The following is a 238-nucleotide window of genomic DNA, read 5'->3' as shown; positions in this document are numbered from 1 at the left end:
CCGCCTGCGCAAGGCGCTCAACCTCGCGATCGACCGCGACGCGGTCGTTGGACTGATGAATGGACTGGCGAAGCCGGCCAAGGGCCAGGTCGACCCGTCGAGCCCATGGTTCGGCAACCCGACCTTCCAGATCAAATACGACAAGCCGGCTGCGCAGAAGCTGATGCAGGAGGCGGGCTTCGGTCCGAACAAGAAGCTGACGGTCAAGATTCAGACCTCGGCGTCCGGCTCGGGCCAG

General features: G+C 64.7%; 1 protein-coding gene. It reads left to right on the top strand.

The window, feature by feature from the left end:
• Window positions 1-238: ABC transporter substrate-binding protein (locus FNJ47_RS48840; RefSeq protein WP_236000649.1), on the top strand; the 238-nt coding region annotated here is incomplete at both ends.

Source organism: Bradyrhizobium uaiense (assembly GCF_010811875.1).
GTDB classification, from domain to species: domain Bacteria; phylum Pseudomonadota; class Alphaproteobacteria; order Rhizobiales; family Xanthobacteraceae; genus Bradyrhizobium; species Bradyrhizobium uaiense.
The sequence above is the reverse complement of the archived record's forward strand: the minus strand, read 5'-3'. Positions and strand labels throughout refer to the sequence as shown.